The sequence below is a fragment of the Burkholderia sp. Bp8994 genome, assembly GCF_003853805.1.
Lineage (GTDB): Bacteria > Pseudomonadota > Gammaproteobacteria > Burkholderiales > Burkholderiaceae > Burkholderia.
In genome coordinates, this window is record NZ_QTQH01000015.1 from 113,692 (window position 1) to 129,413 (window position 15,722).

Sequence of the window (15,722 nt, forward strand, 5' to 3'; positions counted from 1 at the left end):
CGCCGACCTGTCGGCGCTTGTTTATTTGGAAGACATTTTCGTGACACAACGCATTCTCGAACCGACCGAGATCTCGGCGCTCGATCATTCGGCCATTCCGCGCTTTCGCCTGCCGGAGCGCGGCACCGCGTTCGCCGCGCGTGCCGCCCGGCTGCGCAAGCTCGCCGACCTGAACCCGATCAGCGGCTACCTGCGGCTGATGGCGACCGTTGCCGACGCGCAGCACGCGACGCTGCAGGCGCTGGAACTGCCGCTGCCGTCGCCCGAAGCGATCGCACGCGCGCAACAGCATTCGATGCCCCTCGTGCCGGCGCTCGACGGCGGGCGCAACCCGCAGTGGCGGGCCGTGCTGTATGAACTGCTCGACCGCGTCGAAAGCGCCGGGCTCGTCAATCCGTCGCTCGCGAAGCTGCTCGACCGGCTGCGCCTGATGGCGCCCGCCGAACTCGACGCGCAGGCCGACGCGATCCTCGCGTTGCGCTTCGCCGAAGTCGACCCGGCCACCGCGCCGTTCCTGATGGCCGCGCTGCAGGTCGTCTGGACCGATCTCGCGAGCCGCGTGGCACCGGCCGACGTCCCGTATCTCGACCAGCCGGGGCTGTGCCCCGTGTGCGGCACGCATCCGGTCGCGAGCGTCGTGCGCGTCGGCGGCCAGTACCAGGGCTACCGTTTCCTGCAGTGCGGGCTGTGCACGACCGAGTGGCACATGGTGCGCACGAAATGTTCGCACTGCGACTCGACCAAGGGCATCGCTTACCACGGGATCGAAGGCGGCAGCGAAGCCGTCAAGGCCGAGTCCTGTGACGAATGCAAGACCTATCGCAAGATCGGCTACCAGGAGAAGGACTACGAGTTCGAGCCGCTGGCGGACGATCTCGCGAGCCTCACGCTCGACCTGCTGATGAACGAAGCCGGCTACCAGCGCAGTTCGCCGAACCCGCTGCTGTGGCCGGACATGTCGCGCGAAGCGGAATGACGGTACGGAGCCGGGGCGCGAGCGCCTGCGCCGGCTGCCTGCCGCGCATGGAATTGGAGCCACCATTACGTGACCGAACCGGGTTTGAATGAACTGAATGCCGTCCTCGCACGCGTGCCGTCGGTGGAGCGCGTGCTGACGTCGGCGCCGCTGCAGCCGCTGCTCGCCGACTATGGCCGTACGCGCGTGCTGAACGCGGTGCGCGCCGAACTCGAACGCTGGCGCACCGCCGCGCAGCAGGATCCGCCGGCGGCCGGGCCGCTCGACGAGCCGCGCATCGCGGCGGCCGTCGCCCGCACGCTGGCCGAGCAGAGCGCGGGCACCGTGCGCGCGGTGTTCAACCTGACCGGCACCGTGCTGCACACGAATCTCGGGCGCGCGCTGTTGCCCGACGACGCGGTGCGCGCGGTGGTCGACGCGCTCACGCAGCCCGTCAACCTCGAATTCGACCTCGCCACCGGCCGCCGCGGCGACCGCGACGACCTGATCGACGATCTGCTGTGCGAACTGACCGGCGCGGAAGCCGCGACCGTCGTCAACAACAATGCCGCGGCCGTGTTGCTCGTGTTGTCGGCGCTTGCGCCGAAACGCGAAGTGATCGTGTCGCGCGGCGAACTGGTCGAGATCGGCGGCGCGTTCCGCATTCCCGACATCATGAGCCGTGCGGGTGCGAAGCTGCGCGAGGTCGGCACCACCAACCGCACTCATCTACGCGACTACGCGGACGCGATCGGTCCGCGCACGGCGATCCTGATGAAGGTGCACTGCAGCAACTACGCGATCAGCGGCTTCACCAAGGAAGTGACGCTGGCCGAACTCGCGCCGCTCGCGCGCGAGCACGGGCTGCCGGTGGCGGTCGACCTCGGCAGCGGCACGCTCGCCGATCTGTCGCAATGGGGCCTGCCGCACGAGACGACCGTGCAGGAAAGCGTCGCGGCAGGCGCGAACCTCGTCACGTTCAGCGGCGACAAGCTGCTCGGCGGGCCGCAGGCCGGGCTGATCGTCGGCGATCGCGCGCTCGTCGCGAAGATCAAGAAACATCCGCTCAAGCGCGCGCTGCGCGTCGGCAAGCTGACGCTCGCCGCGCTCGAGCCCGTGCTGCGGCTGTACCAGGCGCCGGAATTCCTGCGCGAGCGGCTCACCACGCTGCGTCTGCTGACGCGGCCGCAGCGCGAGATCACCGAGGCCGCCGAGCGTGTGCGTCCGGCGTTGCAGGCCGCGCTCGGCGGCGGCTTCGACGTGCAGGTCGAGCCGATGTTCAGCCAGATCGGCAGCGGTGCGCTGCCGGTCGACCAGTTGCCGAGCGCCGGGCTCGTCGTGCGCATGCCGGACGGCAAGCGCGGCGGCCGTGCGCTCGCGCAGCTCGAGAAACGGTTGCGCGAATGGCCGCGCCCGGTGATCGGCCGCATCGCCGACAATGCGCTGCGGCTCGACCTGCGCTGCCTCGAAGCGGCGGACGAAGCGGCATTCGTCGCGCAATGCGTGCAGGCCGCGGGGCCGGCTGCATGATCGTCGGTACCGCGGGACATATCGATCACGGCAAGACGACGCTCGTGCGCGCGCTGACCGGCGTCGATACCGACCGGTTGAAGGAAGAGAAGGCGCGCGGCATCTCGATCGAGCTCGGCTATGCGTATACGCCGCTCGAGAACGGCGACGTGCTCGGCCTGATCGACGTGCCGGGCCACGAGAAGCTGATTCATACGATGGCGGCCGGTGCGAGCGGGATCGACTTCGCGCTGCTCGTGATCGCCGCGGACGACGGCGTGATGCCGCAGACCCGCGAGCACCTCGCGATCCTGCAACTGCTCGGCGTCGCGCATGGTGCTGTCGCGCTGACGAAGTGCGATCGGGTCGACGCCGCGCGCCTGTCGGCGGTGCGCGACGAGATCGCCACGTGGCTGCACGGCTCGGCGCTCGATGGCGCGCCGATCTTCGAAACTTGCGCGACGCGCGACGACGATCCGGGCGTCGCCGCATTGAAGCGTCATCTCGCCGATGCGGCACTCGCATGGCGTGCGCGCCGCGACGACGGCCTGTTCCGGCTCGCGGTCGATCGCGTGTTCACGCTCGCCGGGCAGGGGACCATCGTGACGGGCACCGCGTTCGCGGGCCGCGTGGCGACCGGCGACACGCTCGCGGTCGTGCGCACCGGCAGTGCTGCGCGCGTGCGCAGCATCCATGCGCAGAACCGGCCGGTCGACGCGGGCCGCGCGGGCGAGCGCTGCGCGCTGAACCTGGCTGGCGTCGACCGTGCGGACGTCGAGCGTGGCGATACCGTCGCGGATGCGCGGCTCGTCGCGACGTCGCCGCGTCTCGACGTCGAACTGACGCTGCTGGCCGATGCGGGGCTCACGCTGACGCACTGGGCGCCGCTGCACGTGCATCTCGGCACGCTGCATCGCGTCGCGCACGTCGCGCTGCTCGACGGCGATACGCTCGCGGCGGGCCAGATGATGCGCGTGCAACTGGTGTTCGACGAACCCGTGTTCGCGCTGCCGGGCGATCGCTTCATCGTCCGCAATCCGCAGGCGACGCGCACCGTCGGCGGCGGTCGCGTGCTCGATCCGTTCGGTCCCGCACGCAAGCGTCGCACGCCTGCGCGCCGCGCATGGCTCGACGCACTGGCGGCGTGGCTCGACGAAGGGCGGCTCGATGCGCTGCTCGCGCAGGCGCCGCTCGGGATCGCAAGCGCGATGCTCACGCACCTGACGGGCTTCGCGCCCGACGTGCTGGCGTTGCCGGACGACGCGCTGGCGATCGGCCAGCGCGAGCGCGCGTCGAACGACGGCACGGTGATCGCGCGAGTGCATTGGGACGCGCTGCAGGCGCGGGCGATCGATACGCTGCGCGCGTATCACGAACGCGTGCCGGACGAGCAGGGGCTCGATGCGGCGCGCCTGCGGCGGATGGCGGCGCCGCTCGTCGGCGATGCGCTGTGGCGTGCGTTGGTCGATGCGCTGGTGGACGGCGGTGAGGTGGCGCGAAGCGGGCCGTGGCTGCATCTGCCGTCGCATTCGGTGAGTTTCGATGCGCGCGAGGAAGCGCTGGCGCGGCAACTGCTGCCGCTGATTCATGCGGGGCGCTTCGATCCGCCGTGGGTCCGCGATCTGGCGCGCGACACGGGCGCGCAGGAGGAGGCCGTGCGCACGCTGCTGCGCAAGCTCGCGCGGCGCGGCGACGTGCATCAGGTCGTGCGCGACCTGTTCTATCACGCGGATGTCGTGCGCGAGCTGGCCGGGCTGGTCGCGCATCTCGCGCCGACGCGCGGCGGCGGGCTCGACGCGGCGACGTTTCGCGACGCGACGGGGCTCGGCCGCAAGCGCGCGATCCAGATTCTCGAGTTCTTCGATCGGGTTGGGTATACTCGCTTCCACCGCGATCTTCACTTCCTGCGGCCTGACAGCGGTTGGGTGGGTGTACAGGCGTAGGCGCTCGTCGTTCTTTGGTTTTTTTCCCCACGGAAGGCATTCGTATCCGGTGGTACGGCCGGGCTTCAAACCCGGTTGGGGGTGTCAGACACTCCCGGGTCGGTTCGACTCCGGCTGCCTTCCGCCACGGCTCTGCACAATCTCCCCATGAAACATGGGTAGCGGGTTGGGTTTTGTGGGTAGGAAAGGAGGACAACATGGCGGGACGACACTTGCATCGGCTTAGCGCACTGCGCGTCGCGAAGGTGGCCGATCCAGGCCATTACGCAGACGGCGGTGGCCTCTACCTGCAGATCGCCGATAGCGGCGCACGCTCATGGGTGTTTCGCTTCACGATCGATGGGCGCGTGCGCGAAATGGGCCTCGGACCGCTGTCGCGGGTTTCGCTTGGGGAAGCCCGGAAGCTGGTCAGCGGATATCGCGAGATGGTCGAAAACCATATCGATCCCATCCTCGCACGGCGTGAAGAGCAGCGTCGCCACCGGCTCGATATCTCGACCGATGCCAATGTGACGTTCCGTGACGCGGCTGAATCGTTCATCCGTGCGCGTGAGCCGGAATGGCGAAACCGCAAGCATGTCCAGCAATGGGGCAACACACTGGAGACGTACGCCTATCCCATCATCGGCGATGTGCGTGTGCGCGACATCGACACCGCGATGATTGTGCGTATCCTGCAGCCGATCTGGACCAAAAAGGCAGAAACGGCACGCCGGGTGCGCGGTCGCATCAAGGCGATCCTCGACGCGGAGACCGTGATGGGGCACCGCGCCGGTGGCAACCCTGCTCGGTACGTAGATCATCTCCAACTGGTGTTACCCCGGTCAAAGAAACGCTCGCAGGTAAAGCATCATCCGGCGTTGCCTTGGGAAGACCTGCCGACGTTTATCCGGGAACTGGAACTTCGTCCCCGACGCGCGGCACGGGTGCTGCATTTGCTTATTCTCACGGCGACTCGCACGAACGAGGCACGATTTGCACGGGTCGACGAATTCGATCTCGACAGTCGTATCTGGAGCATCCCGGGCGATCGTACAAAAAGCGGTCGGCCGCTTCGCGTGCCGCTTTGTCAGCGAGCCGTCGAAGTCGTGCGTGCTGCGCTACCGAAGGCCAAATATGGATATCTGTTTCCCGGTTGCACGGAAGGGCACCCATTGTCGAACATGGCAATGTTGGCCCTGTTGAAACGCATGTCGTACTCTGGGATCACCGTGCACGGTTTTCGGTCGACATTTCGTGACTGGGTCGCCGAATGCACCGACTATCCGGATTCTCTGGCAGAGGAAGTCTTGGCACACGTCATTACTTCGCAGACGATAGCGGCTTATCGGCGTCGTGATCAACTCGAAAGACGGCGGCTCATGATGGAAGACTGGGGGGCGTATTGTTCAAGCGGGTGCAAGCTTGAAGCGTCAATGGCGCCGGTCATGCCGCAAACGTTCGCTGCCTAAATCGACGCTGCTTCTGTTCTGAAACGGTGCTGCGGGCCGGGCGGGTTCGCACTTGCCCGGTATCGCGAGTGCGAGGTTGTGTCGTCGGTATGTCGCTTGATCCTGATGCAATGCATGCCGAATTCATCGACATCTGGCGGTATCGCTGCTATGTGTGAAATCGAGTCGCCGGGGAGACGAACGGTATGGATTCCAATGGACCGCAGGAAGTCTTCAACGTTGGTCAGATAAGGCGGATCTGAATCGGTTGGGCCGGCACGGCTTGATACAGATTCAACTGGGTCTGCAGCATGAAGCCGCGGGCCCAGAGGGTGTCCGTAGGGCGACCGATCGCTACGCTGCCGTGATCATTCGGCGATCAAGAAGCGATCGCGTTTCTTACCCTTGATCCATGACGGTTCGCGGCCACGCCCGCTCCACGTCTTGCCCGTTTTCGGATCCTGATACTTCGGCGTTGCGGGTTGGCTGCCATTCGCGCTACGTACGCGCTTACGGCCGAAGATCTGGTCCGGCGTGAGTCCGTACTCCTGAACCCGCGCGCGAACTTCTTCAAGCACAGTCTCTAGTTCGGCCTGCCGAGCTTCTTCCGCTTGCACGAGCAGTGCATCAGCCTTGGCTTTCAGTTCTTGATAGGTGGCCATTCTTCACTCCACGTGGTTAAAAGAAACAGTATTGAAATCGTCGCTTCGAAGAGTCCAATTCGGCGCGGCGCATCGGGTCTGCGACATGTCATTGTCTGCAGCACAATTGGAACTATTGGGCGATTTTCTCATCGTTTTGACCCGGAGTCGATCATTTATCGTCTCCGAGGCCACGAATCTGGCGGAGCAATCGAAAGCCGTACATTGGGCTATTTCGGTTGGATACGCAAATTGCCGACGATCATCAGCGGATTGTTGGGCGGTCGCCCGCTGTGCGCCGATGTGCGCTCAACCGCACTGATCTTCCGGTGCCTGTTGGGACCGTCTCCATCAGGCTGCGTTGGAGGCACAATCAGGAGGCCTATTGTGTTATCGCCGGCTCTGCTAAAGCGTGAAACTTCAGGCAAGCCGCTTCATTTCTTCGGGACGTGCGGGATCTTGTGCAATTGACAGACCAATTCTGCGCCGATGTTGTGGTGGGACGTTTCGTTTTTCCATATCGTTCAACTTCGCAGATGCGTTGATCGGTACTGCTGCGCTGGCGCGCAGTGTGCAGCACGATGTTCGCCAAGGTGACGGCTCATGCGTAACAGGCGGGCGAGATCGCCTGATGCGCTCGCCCGACTGTTTTTCGAGGTCACGGGTGAATTGCCCGATGATGCCAGTCTCCTGCGAATGCGGCGGGTTTCCGGTGCGCTGAGCTTGCGGGACAACGACGCGCTGTGGTCGATGATCGTCGTGCTCGAATACTACGCTCGGCTTTACGAGGCAATGCCCGACCGTATCCGCAGGGCCGGGGACGGCAGTTTCGAGGCAGTGCGTCAGGAAGCCGAGGAGGCGACCGATGCCTTGATGCGCCAGCATCGCGACGCGCTCGCGCGCTGCAAGGCGACGATCCAGTTGGCCGAGGGCATGATCCGGGAACACGAAGCGAGGTATCAGGTTGCGCTTGCGGTGCTCAATGAGGGATCGATAGCCGCGCTCGCGAACGGGATGGCGAACCGGGTCGCGAAGATTGCCGGTAACCGCCTTGTCGGTGCAGCGGCGGTGGCGGCGCGGGACCAGCGGGAGCGGATGGACGAGGCGGCGAGCCTGTTTGAGCGGGCGATAGCGGAAGCCTTGAAACGGGTGCAGACGGGTATCGAAGTGACTGAACGGCGTTTGATTCGGGCGCTGAGCCGCTTATTGGTCGTCGCGGCTGGTCTGCTTGTGATGTTGGTCGCTGCCGCATTTTGGGTGGGCGAACACGCCCGATAAACGGTATTCCCCACCTGCGCGCGAGCACAGGCGGGGAGTGGGCCATCACGCGATGTGTTGCAGCGTTTCGGCATTCGCTATGCTGGCGGCGGTTGGGAAGGGCCACGCCGGGCGGTGTTCGTTCGCCGGCGCAGTGTCAGCTGCAGCGCTAGCTTCCTGCGCGTCGGCTTCGTCTGCACTGGCTACCTGCGGGTTTTCCGCTTCATCTTCGTCAGCCTCATCGTCCAAATCGTTCATCACGCCGAGGGCACGGATTGGCGGAATTTCCCGATCGGTGAGGATTTCCGGGAGCCATGCGGCCTTTGCCAGCCGCAGTTCGGCAGCGGCGGCGGCATCGCCCTTTTTCATCTTGCTGAAGTCGAGGGCAATCTTGGGAGAAACTGCCTGCATGGCTACGTCCACGATTCGAGCCTTGCTGACGTGGTTGAAATACGAGGCGCGGGTCGGCGTCCAGTATCGAGTCATGTCGAGTTGCAGCGCGTTGGTCAGAGCATTGATGGCGTGCGGGCCTTCCGTACCGGTCGCACCGTCGAGCAGGGTGCCGGTGCAGAAGGCGAGCAGGTCGAACAGCGTCGTGCCGGGATCCTGCTCGATCAGCCACGGCAGCAAGTCGGCCTGATTTCGGGGGAGGGCCGCGAGCCACTGTTGGCGCTGCGCGTCGATGATGCCCCATGCGGTGCTGTCGGACAGATCGTCGGCGGCCTTCAGCAGCGCATCGTGGTTGCTGGTGGCATTGAGTTCCAGATAGTCCCGGCTTGGCCCGACACCGTACCGCTCGGGGAAGGCGATCGGCGCGAGCCGGAACAGCAGCGCGGCGAGGGCGACGGACGGTTGCGTGATCAGTTCCGCGTGAATGGCGGCGGTGCGGTGGGCACTCAGGCGCTGGCAGAGCTTCGCGCTGTGAACCGGCTTGGGCTTCCGGGTCGCCTCCTTGGGTGTGGCGACGGCCTGCTCGATTGTCGCAGTACCCGCGCCGCGCCCGGCATCGCTGTCACGGCGTACCAGCCCGCGCTCGATGATCAGGTTGCCTTGCGGGTCGAGGATGACGAGCGCACCGGCTTCTGCCATCTGTTGTGCGTCCCATGCTTGCGTGCGTATTTCAAGCGCCTGAATCGAGGCGGTGACTGCGTTCAGTTCGACCTCGATCCGTTCGCCTTCCTCATAGGCGTTTTCATCGTCCTCCGAAAGTGCGTCGTACTGTTCCGTGAGTTCATCTTGTCGCGCCGTCAGGGCATCCATTTCCCGCTGCTCGTCCTCGGTATATGGGCGGTCGAGCGGATCGAGCCTGCCGTAGTGGTTCAGTTCGAGCGCGTCTCGTTCGATGCGTGTTTCGGTCCAGTTCCACCCTTCGGCACGGACTTTCTCGGCCACGGCTTCGAGTTTTTCGCCCGCGAGTCGCTGCAACAGTTCCGCGTCGGCGATGAATCCGGCGTTTTCAACGTCGCTGAAAAGGTCGCGTCGGACATACCCGCCCGCCGCCTCGTAAGAAGTGAGGCCGACGAAGTGCACCAGACGGCTGCAGCTCGCATCAATTTCGGCCCGCGTGATCGCCTGACGGAGATATTGCGGGGCACGCTGCCAGTCGTTCGGCGCATCGAACCAGACGCGCTCCTGCGTTTCATGGTCGTCGGCCAATGCGAGCGCGGCCAACTGGTCAAGGGTAATGCCGTCTTCGCGCAGCAGGGCGAGCAGCTTGGGCGACACGTTCGCGAGTTTCATGCGCCGTTTGACCGTGAGAGGCGAAGCGGAAAACAGCGCAGCGATGTAATCGACGCTGCGGCCTTCTTCGGCCAGCATCCGGTACGAGCGCAGCACGTCGAACGGGTCGAGTCCTTCACGCTCGCTGTTCTCGATCAGTGAAATCGCGAGGGCTTCGCCTTCGCTGACGATCCGCACGGGCACCGGATAGTCGGCGGCGATGTGCTTCTGCTCGAATAGCAGGTCAAGCGCGGCTTCGCGGCGCTGGCCCGCGCAGACACCATACCGGAGTTGCTTGCCGCGTGATCCCTTCATTTCGTGGACAACGAGATTTTGCAGCAGGCCCTTCGCACGGATATTGGCGGCGAGGCCGGGAATGCCGGAAAGGGTTTTTGTGCGCGCGTTGAGCGGCGAGCGCCGCAGGCTGGAATACGGCACGGTCACGATGGGCTGCTCGTTGCCGAAGCTAGTTTCGAGCAAGGAAGCTGCATCGGCGGTGCCCACGTCGGTGGTTTCGGTTTGCATGATTGACTCCCGAGGATTGAGAAGAAAGGTCCGGGTCGCGTCTTTTCCGAAACCTGTCAGGACAAGACCTGGATAGGAGTCCTGAAAGGAATGGTTGGAATAGGGCGACGCGACATCGCCCTATGGCGCTTACGCCTTCATTTGGCGCATGGCGTCGGCCAGCATCCAGAGGGCACGATTGAGCTTCACGTTCTGGTCGATACCGGTGATGGGGCGTGTGGACATCGCGCGCCCGGTACGCGAGCGGCCATGCAGCCCGCCTTTGGTGAGGTTTTCCTGCACGCGGTTAAACACCGTCCAGAGGTCGTCGCGGCGATCCTCGAAACGGCGCGGAGCGAGCAACTGGCTTTCAGTGATCGGGGCCGGTGCCTCGGCATCGGTCGGGTCGTAGCGCAGCGCGAGCGCGGAGCGGGCGAGCGCGTGCTGTTCGTCGCGGTCGAGCGTCACGTCGCGCATACCTTCTTTTTGTTCGCGAATCAGGTCGAAGTCGTCGAGCACGTCGAACGCGCCATTAATGACGTTCTGAACGATGTTCCCTTTGTGCGGCACGCGAATATCGGCAATGTTGTCGCCCGCCACCATGCCGTTCTGGCAGACAAAGCGCAGCACGCCAGCGAGCATCTGGTAGCTGCTCGTGCCATCGTGCGAGTTCAGCAGCACGATTTCGTTGGCTTCGTCGCCGTTGATCTGATCCGTGTGGCGAAGGCGAAGCATGTGCTTCGTGTATTCGCGCTTGCCCTGATCGCGCACGCGGGTCTGGCAGATCATGAACGGCTGGAAGCCTTCGTTGCGCAGACCTCGAAGCACGTCGATGGTGGGAATGTAGGTGTAGCGTTCCGAACGGCTTTCGTGCTTGCCGTCCGCGAAGATGGACGGGGCAACGCGGCGAATCTGGTCGTCCGACAGGGGCGAGTCGGCACGCAGCATCGGGGAGCCGTAACGGAAAGAAGAGGCGAGTTGCATGACTATCTCCACAGCAAAAAGGTTGAAGGACGGGCCGTGGGATGGCCTTGCCGCTTACGCGGGAACCCCTTCCCGGTGGAACTCGGGGTTGGCCTTTGCTTTTGCCTGACACCCTGTTTCCTGCCCGTGCGACCCAAGGAGCCGGGGGCGGGGCGGTGTCAAGGAAAGAGGCGAGGGATGGTGCGGGCAACACGGTCCCTCGCCCCTTGATGCCGCCCCGCCCTCGGCTACGGTCGCGGGACAGGGCAGGAAACAGGGTGTCAGGCGGATGCCAAGGCGCGAGTTCGACGGTAAAGAATTCCGAAGCACTGGTTATTCACAGTTTTTGCAGGCAACGCTGTGAATAACTGCCAGGGCAGGAATGTGAGTGATTGAGAGGTATCGGATTTCGCTTTGGACCTTGCGGTAGACACGAAACGAGTCAGGATTCGGGCATTCGATGGATCTTAGGTAGCTCTCGCTCAGGAACCACAGAGGTGTCAGGAGGAAGCCATTCCGTATACTGTTGGCGACGTAAGGACAAAGGGGCGGGTATGGCGCTTCAGTGGATCGAGTATCTGAAGCAGAGCGGCTGGATGGATCTGCTGAAAGTTGGCGGTGTCGACCGCGCCCACGTACCTGCCTCTAACCGCGCCGGGAAAGATCGACTTGAAAATACCGAGATAGGCGTCGCTGACCGGCCGACCAAGCAACATGGCTCGCACGAGGCTATGGGTGAGAAAGATGTACGCGCCGTCATTTTTCATAAAGGGCGCCCAGATCGATTAATGTGGTGACTCCATCTAAAATCAATTTCTTATCGGTGGTCGTTAGTGCTCGGCTACCTGCAATCTCATTAATAAAATCCTCCGCGCGTAGCCCCGTGTGCAATCTCCGAGAGATCGTCAAAATATCGACTGCTACCCCTGACAGACCGAAATAACTATTCTTTGTCTCGCTATAGAAGATCGTCTCACCATCAAGTAAAACGCATTCGAGCGAATAGTTCGGATAAAGCAATTTCGCGTCTTGTTCTGTCGAGTGCTTGTGTGACATGCATGCCCACTATGAGAGCATTCGCGAGGCACGCGCCCAGCCGATACTTGGGCGCGTGCCTCGTATCATCGTGTGATTCAGCGCGCTACTGTTACATACCTTTCACGCCGCGCCCGTAGAGTCCATCGCCTGGAATAGATTTCTTGGACAGAATGACGGCAAGAAACGAGCCATAGGCGACGACTTTGGTGGGTTGAATCGAGACAGCATTCATTTCACTCTCCTTCAGTAAGGAAGAATTTGCGAAAACAACTGTTCTTGATGTTGCACTTCAGGTGTTGCGGTTGAAATGCAATCGTAAGTATATAGATGGGATAGAGAAAGTAAACAATTTATTTCGGTGTGCTATATTTGAGATAATTCCTCGCGAGATATGTCACTATTTTCTGGGGATGGATGGAGATAATAGGCATGGGGAATGAATCTATTGCCGTTCCAGCGTCAGTCGCCGCGACGCAAGATTAATGATTGCAGGTCGAACGACCAAACCTGGCTTCATTTTTCGATCACCGTGGTGTCGTCAAGTCGATCGATCAAGCGTAGATCGTGCGTCGCGTATCTGTCGTATAGTCGACGCAAATCGGGCGGCAGCGCGTTGGAGAGTTCGCGATTTAGTGCGCATGCCGGGAATGTAGCTCTCGCCGCGTTTGTCGATGCCTTGCCGGCGCGCCGCTCGCCCAACGTGGTTGCGCGATGCGGGCGGGCAGCTATCGCCGGAGGCTGTCGGTGGGTTTGACGTCGCGGATTTCGCGGCGGGTCGACCGGAATGACGACGGACCTCGTCGCGTTGCTTGGGATTGCCTTCGGTTTACGTTTTCGGGCTTGGACGATCATTGGCCATCAGCTGGCCGGACCTGCACAGGTTGGCATCGCGACTGCCTCAGTTCGAGCGCTGCGAACGATGGGTGGATTGATCGGTGTTGCGGTGACCGGCGGGCTAATCTCGTTGACTCATCGGGCGGCCGCGTCAAGCGGTGCGCCGACGCTGGATGGAAGCGGCGGTTTGGCGAATGCGATTCGCTTTGGACACGTCGCGGTGTATATGTCCTCGGCGGCCACATTGCTGATCAGCTCGCGGGTCTCCACGGTATCGTTCAATGTGGCCAATCGTGGATCACGGTAGTCGCGTGCGCGGCATGTCTGCCGCTGAGGGAATGCCCATGACGTTGTCGCATTGGTCAGCCCGCCCGCCACGCATCTGTGCGAAGCGGCAAGCGCTTCTCGGCATGCAGCGAGTGATGCGGGTCGCAGTTGAACTGGCGCGAAGCAAGGGTACGAGGAGACTCGCAACGATGGAAGTCAAACCCTGGCGAGGCTTCTCGCCCGACAGTTGGAGTCGGCTGCCTTCCGCCATTCCGCCGCGATGCCCGTCATGCAGCGACCGACCATGAAAAAGGCCCGCGCTACGCGGGCCTCGTGCAATCAGCAATTGCCTTTCTTCGCCTGTCCGGGCGGGCAGAACCCGTTCCCCGGCCCGCCCTGCGGTGCCACGACGACCGGCGGCCCCGGCACGTATGCGACGCATCCGCTGAGCGCGCCGACCACGCTCGCCGCGGCGAGCAATGCGATAACCCCTTTCTTCACTTCGTTCTCCCGTTTATTGAGGAAAGGGCCGTGAGGCCCTTTCGATGATGCTGCAGATGCGTCAGAAGCTGAAATTGACGTTCGACTGGCTGGTCGTCGCGTTGACGTTCGTCGATTGCGTTGCGCCCGACGCTGCGTCCGCTTCGATCGTGTATTGTGCCGCGGCGGTCGGCGACGCGGCCAGCGCGACCGGCAGCGAGCCCGAGTACGTGCCGACGATCGGCGCGGCCGTGGGCACGTTGAGCGCATACGTACCCGTATCCAGGTTCGCGTTGATCGACGTGATCTCGTACGCATTCGCATCGACGGTCTGCAACGCGCGCACGAACGCATTGGCGCTTGCCGTCACCGTGCCGCTGACCGTGCTCATCGTCGATGCCGGCAGCGTGATCGGGGCAGTCGACGCCGACACGGCCGTGGTCGTGTTCACCACGACCGGGACCGAGCGGACGATGCCGGACGCGAAGTTGTTCTGCACGATCACGACGTCGTAGTTGCCTTGCGTCGAGCTCTGGATCAGCGGCGACAGCACGAATTTCCCGGTGTTGTCGGCAACCGTGCCGCGGACCACCTTGCCGCCTTGTTCCGCATACACGGTCGCGCCGGCTTCGGCCGAGGCGACATAGCCGGAGATCGCGCCGCTCACGACGGTCGGGATCGCGGTGACGACCGGCTTCAGCGCATACGTGCCGTTGCCGCGCTGGACGATCGACTTGCACGCGTTGAAGTCGAGCACGAGGTCGACGAGCGTGTTCGGTTGGACCGTGAAAGGCTGGATGATCTTGTAACCGCTTTGCGTTGCGCTCGGCGTCGCGAGCGCCTGTTCCGTGCCGCCCGTCGGGACGACCGAGTTCGCGAGGGTATTGCCCTGGTTCGGCGCGAGAACGAGGCGGATCTGCTGATACTGGCCGGCCGGCAAGGCGGTCTGGCCGATATCGGCGAGCACGCCGTTGGTCAGCGACAGCAGGTCGATCTTCTGCGGTGTCGCCAGCGTGATGGTCGACCAGCCGGCATCGTTATCGGAAGCATTCCCATTCGCATTGACGCGAACCTGAGAAACGGTCACGAATACGTGATCGAAGCCGCATGACGGTGCATCGGTCATCGCGACGTGCAGCGTGCCGGTTTGCGGGCTGCCGCCATCGTCGCCGCCGCCGCATCCTGCGAGCGCGAACGGCACCGCTGCCACGCATAGTGCGGCCTTCCAGAATGTGTTGTTCATTGTTTTGTCCCCCTTCGAGGTTATTGTGCGTGCAACGAAGCATAGCCGCGGGGAACGCCCACAGTATGAGCAGCTTTGAAACGAACCGTAAATTCTGCGTCGGAGCGTAAGAACCGCTGCCCGTCGATCGATATTCGCGACGCAATGGCAGGCAATAAGGCTCACAGCGAGGGAATCCTGTCCGGATCGATCGAGCAGGGCATGAGTCGCCGGGACACGGCATGTTCGCGATCGGCAAAAACTTGATCGGTGAAAGCACTAAATCCGCCCTGATTATTTCGCCGCTATAGTCGAATCACGAATGGTAGATGCGAGCGCCATGCGCCGCCGCCATTCAGGCAAAGACTGTAGACGGGTGCTGTATGAAAAACACAATCGAAAAGACCACCGGACCGGTGTGGGGTGTGGCGGCAGGCGTGTTTCTGGCTGCCGCAGGGCTGAGTCTCGGCATCTTCCCGAAATCGCTGAATAGCACGGGAACCGCAAACGACTTCCTGGCGTCCGGCGTTGCGATGCTCGGTATCTTCCTCGCCGTCTATTCCACACACGAACTACGACGAAAGCGCCTGCACTGAGCGCCGGCACGCGCGCTCCGCAAAACGCCGCAAAGATGATGCCGGGCCGATCGACGGCTCAGGAATGCGCGCGTCCTTTTGCCTGACCCGTATCGACCAGCAGATCGTCGACGAGGATTTCGCCGGCCGCGCGGCCTGCGCGCAACGCATTGCGGGTGTTGCGGAACAGGTGGCCGCCGTCGTCGGCGAGGCGAATCGGTCCGAGCAGGCGCGGCGCGCTGCCGGCCGAGCGTACCTGCACGACCGCGACGAACCCGAACCGCAGCTGGGCGGGCGGCGCGTCGTCGCGCGATTCGTCGAGCCGGAATTCGCAGCGGATATCGATCGTGTACCCGCGGTAGGTGTACGCACTGTTCATCTGCAG

The 15,722-nt window shown here is 63.3% G+C and carries 15 protein-coding genes and 1 tRNA gene; 10 read left to right on the top strand and 6 right to left on the bottom strand.

The genetic code is table 11. The features are described from left to right. Positions 1–40 precede the first annotated feature (40 nt). The 5 genes from fdhE to DIE04_RS18150 all read left to right on the top strand — a co-directional run bounded on the left by fdhE (position 41) and on the right by DIE04_RS18150 (position 5,858). Entirely contained in the window at positions 41–976 is a 936-nt protein-coding gene (gene fdhE, locus DIE04_RS18130; protein WP_185500372.1) for a formate dehydrogenase accessory protein FdhE, read from the top strand. A 69-nt stretch (positions 977–1,045) separates the two neighbouring features. Then, positions 1,046–2,485 carry an L-seryl-tRNA(Sec) selenium transferase gene (gene selA, locus DIE04_RS18135; protein WP_124521375.1) on the top strand — a complete coding sequence of 480 codons (1,440 nt, stop codon included), beginning with the start codon at positions 1,046–1,048 and terminating at the stop codon, positions 2,483–2,485. Next, positions 2,482–4,407, top strand: a complete 1,926-nt coding sequence (selB, locus tag DIE04_RS18140) for a selenocysteine-specific translation elongation factor (RefSeq protein ID WP_124521378.1) — start codon at positions 2,482–2,484, stop codon at positions 4,405–4,407. The genes selA and selB overlap by 4 nt, the downstream gene beginning before the upstream one ends. Before the next feature lie 31 nt (positions 4,408–4,438). After that, positions 4,439–4,534, top strand: a tRNA-Sec gene (locus DIE04_RS18145). Positions 4,535–4,604: 70 nt separating this feature from the next. Further along, positions 4,605–5,858, top strand: coding sequence for a site-specific integrase (locus DIE04_RS18150; RefSeq protein WP_124524256.1), 1,254 nt, complete (start codon positions 4,605–4,607; stop codon positions 5,856–5,858). A gap of 347 nt (positions 5,859–6,205) precedes the next feature. Here DIE04_RS18150 and DIE04_RS18155 read toward each other — a convergent pair whose 3' ends face one another. Then, positions 6,206–6,499, bottom strand: coding sequence for an H-NS family nucleoid-associated regulatory protein (locus tag DIE04_RS18155; protein ID WP_107313287.1), 294 nt, complete (start codon positions 6,497–6,499; stop codon positions 6,206–6,208). A gap of 582 nt (positions 6,500–7,081) precedes the next feature. Between DIE04_RS18155 and DIE04_RS18160 the strand changes: the two genes are divergently transcribed. Beyond that, a complete protein-coding gene (locus DIE04_RS18160) occupies positions 7,082–7,756 on the top strand; it encodes a hypothetical protein (protein ID WP_124570609.1) in 675 nt (224 codons plus the stop codon). A gap of 45 nt (positions 7,757–7,801) precedes the next feature. Here the strand turns inward: DIE04_RS18160 and DIE04_RS18165 are convergent, their stop codons facing one another. Both DIE04_RS18165 and DIE04_RS18170 read right to left on the bottom strand, forming a co-directional pair. Beyond that, the gene (locus DIE04_RS18165) at positions 7,802–9,979 is read right to left on the bottom strand and encodes a ParB/RepB/Spo0J family partition protein (protein WP_124570610.1); all 2,178 of its coding nucleotides are present in this window, start codon (positions 9,977–9,979) and stop codon (positions 7,802–7,804) included. Positions 9,980–10,108: 129 nt separating this feature from the next. Then, complete coding sequence (locus tag DIE04_RS18170; RefSeq protein WP_124570611.1) at positions 10,109–10,942, bottom strand: DUF932 domain-containing protein; 834 nt, start codon at positions 10,940–10,942, stop codon at positions 10,109–10,111. 533 nt (positions 10,943–11,475) lie between these two features. Between DIE04_RS18170 and DIE04_RS18175 the strand changes: the two genes are divergently transcribed. Then, positions 11,476–11,718 carry a hypothetical protein gene (locus tag DIE04_RS18175; protein ID WP_124570612.1) on the top strand — a complete coding sequence of 81 codons (243 nt, stop codon included), beginning with the start codon at positions 11,476–11,478 and terminating at the stop codon, positions 11,716–11,718. 350 nt (positions 11,719–12,068) lie between these two features. On the opposite strand, the gene DIE04_RS30175 is transcribed toward DIE04_RS18175, so the two are convergent. Then, entirely contained in the window at positions 12,069–12,191 is a 123-nt protein-coding gene (locus DIE04_RS30175; protein ID WP_260426306.1) for a hypothetical protein, read from the bottom strand. Positions 12,192–12,743: 552 nt separating this feature from the next. Between DIE04_RS30175 and DIE04_RS18180 the strand changes: the two genes are divergently transcribed. Then, entirely contained in the window at positions 12,744–13,100 is a 357-nt protein-coding gene (locus tag DIE04_RS18180; RefSeq protein WP_124524151.1) for a hypothetical protein, read from the top strand. A 264-nt stretch (positions 13,101–13,364) separates the two neighbouring features. Then, positions 13,365–13,595 carry a hypothetical protein gene (locus tag DIE04_RS29795; protein WP_185500376.1) on the top strand — a complete coding sequence of 77 codons (231 nt, stop codon included), beginning with the start codon at positions 13,365–13,367 and terminating at the stop codon, positions 13,593–13,595. Positions 13,596–13,622: 27 nt separating this feature from the next. On the opposite strand, the gene DIE04_RS18190 is transcribed toward DIE04_RS29795, so the two are convergent. Then, complete coding sequence (locus tag DIE04_RS18190) at positions 13,623–14,783, bottom strand: DUF4382 domain-containing protein (protein ID WP_124524152.1); 1,161 nt, start codon at positions 14,781–14,783, stop codon at positions 13,623–13,625. Between the two features lie 362 nt (positions 14,784–15,145). Here DIE04_RS18190 and DIE04_RS18195 point away from each other — a divergent pair, with 362 nt between their 5' ends. Beyond that, entirely contained in the window at positions 15,146–15,358 is a 213-nt protein-coding gene (locus tag DIE04_RS18195) for a hypothetical protein (RefSeq protein ID WP_044843850.1), read from the top strand. Between the two features lie 58 nt (positions 15,359–15,416). On the opposite strand, the gene DIE04_RS18200 is transcribed toward DIE04_RS18195, so the two are convergent. Beyond that, a complete protein-coding gene (locus DIE04_RS18200) occupies positions 15,417–15,716 on the bottom strand; it encodes a hydrogenase maturation factor (protein WP_124488380.1) in 300 nt (99 codons plus the stop codon). Positions 15,717–15,722 lie beyond the last annotated feature (6 nt).